Raw genomic sequence first — 2,220 nt, forward strand, 5'->3', positions numbered from 1 at the left:
CCGGGGAGCCCGTACGCGACCCCGCCGACGCCGCCCGCATCCTGTTGCTGCACGCGGCCCGGGCCGGATCCGACGCCCTCGCCCGGCTCTACGCCCACGGCTCGGCGGCCGAACGGCGGGCCGTGCTCCTGGCGTTGCCGTACCTGCCGTGGTTGGGCCCCGAGTGCGTACCCCTGGTCGAGGACGCGCTGCGGGCGAACGACACCCGGCTGGTGGCCGCCGCCGTCGGCCCGTACGCGATGCGCTACCTCGACCCGCACGCCTGGCGGCACGCGGTGCTCAAATGCCTGTTCACCGAAGTCCCGGTGACCGCCGTCGCCGGACTCGGCACCCGCGCCCGGGGCGACACCGAGCTGGCCCGGATGCTCACCGACTACGCCCGCGAACGGACCGCCGCGGGCCGCCCCGTCCCCCCGGACCTCGACCACGCCCTGGCCCTCACCGGCACGCAACCCCAGCAGGCCCCGGAGGCCACGCAGGAGGAGTCCTGATGCGCATCTTCGACCCGCACATCCACATGACCTCCCGCACCACCGACGACTACGAGGCCATGCGCGCGGCGGGCGTCCGCGCCCTCGTCGAGCCGTCCTTCTGGCTCGGCCAGCCCCGCACCTCGCCCGAGAGCTTCTTCGACTACTTCGACTCCCTCCTCGGCTGGGAGCCCTTCCGGGCCGCCCAGTACGGCATCGCCCACCACTGCACGCTCGCCCTCAATCCCAAGGAGGCGAACGACCCCCGCTGCACCCCCGTCCTCGACGAACTGCCCCGCTACCTCGTCAAGGACTCCGTCGTCGCCGTCGGCGAGATCGGCTACGACTCCATGACCCCGGCCGAGGACCACGCCCTCGCCGCCCAGCTCCAGCTCGCCGCCGAACACGAGCTCCCCGCCCTCGTCCACACCCCGCACCGCGACAAGGCCGCCGGGCTCAAGCGCACGATCGACGTCGTCCGCGAATCGAACCTGCCCCCCGAGTACGTCGCCCTCGACCACCTCAACGAGACGACCGTGCGCGACGCCGCCGACAGCGGCTGCTGGCTCGGCTTCTCCATCTACCCCGACACCAAGATGGACCCGCCCCGCATGGTGAAGATCCTCCAGGCCCACGGCACCGGGCGGATGCTGGTCAACTCAGCGGCCGACTGGGGGCGCAGCGACCCGCTGAAGACCCGAGAGGTCGGCGACGCCATGCTGGCCGCCGGCTTCACCGAGGACGACGTCGACCAGGTGCTGTGGCGCAATCCCGTAGCGTTCTACGGCCAGAGCGGCCGGCTCGACCTGGACAGCGTCGCGGCCGAGGACACGCCCGCCACCCACGAGGGCAACTCCATCCTGCGCGGCGGAGAGTGACCCATGCGCTTCCGCCATCCCGACGGATCAACCGTCCATCTCGCGTACTGCACCAACGTCCACCCCGCCGAGGACCTCGAGGGGGTGCGCCGCCAGCTGCGCGAGCACTGCGAGCCCGTACGCCGCCGCCTCGGCCGGGACCGCCTCGGCATCGGCCTCTGGCTGGCCCGCGACGCCGCCCGCGCCCTGGTCGCCGACCCGGCCGCGCTGCGCTCGCTCCGCGCCGAGCTGGACGCCCGGGGACTGGAGGTCGTCACCCTCAACGGCTTCCCCTATCAGGGCTTCGGCGCCGAACGCGTCAAGTACCGCGTCTACCGCCCCGACTGGACCGAGCCCGAGCGCCTCGACCACACCACCGACCTCGCCCGCCTCCTCGCCGGACTGCTGCCCGACGACGAGCCCGAGGGAACCATCTCCACCCTGCCGCTCGCCTGGCGCACCGGCTACGACGACACCGCCGCCGCGACCGCCCGCAAGGCGCTCACCGCCCTGGCCCAGCGCCTGGACGCCCTCCAGGACCTCACCGGCCGCTCCATCCGCGTCGGCCTCGAACCGGAACCCGGTTGCACCGTGGCCACCACCGCCGACGCCGCCGCCGCGCTCACCGGGCCCGGCTCGCCCCCGGCCGACCGGATCGGCGTGTGCGTCGACACCTGCCATCTCGCCACCGAGTTCGAGGACCCGGCCACCGCTCTCGACGGCCTCGCGGCAGCGGGCATCCCCGTCGTCAAGGCCCAGCTGTCCGCCGCCCTGCACGCCGAGCACCCGGGCAGCGACGCCGAACGGGCCGCGCTGGCCGCCTTCGTCGAGCCCCGCTTCCTCCACCAGACCCGCACCCGCGTCCCGGACGGCCGGGTGCTCGGCACCGACGA

The 2,220-nt window shown here is 74.0% G+C and carries 3 protein-coding genes; all 3 read left to right on the forward strand.

The features are described 5' to 3' along the window. The coding region (locus tag GCU69_RS32510; RefSeq protein WP_170315775.1) for an EboA domain-containing protein at nucleotides 1-491 on the forward strand (491 nt) is incomplete at its 5' end. Further along, entirely contained in the window at nucleotides 491-1,348 is an 858-nt protein-coding gene (locus GCU69_RS04310; protein ID WP_156205163.1) for a TatD family hydrolase, read from the forward strand. The genes GCU69_RS32510 and GCU69_RS04310, both read left to right, overlap by 1 nt. Nucleotides 1,349-1,351: 3 nt before the next feature. Then, nucleotides 1,352-2,220, forward strand: an 869-nt coding sequence (eboE, locus tag GCU69_RS04315; RefSeq protein ID WP_156205164.1) for a metabolite traffic protein EboE, incomplete at its 3' end; no start/stop codon positions are given.

The sequence above is a fragment of the Streptomyces lycii genome (assembly GCF_009735685.1).
Taxonomy (GTDB): Bacteria; Actinomycetota; Actinomycetes; order Streptomycetales; family Streptomycetaceae; genus Streptomyces; species Streptomyces lycii.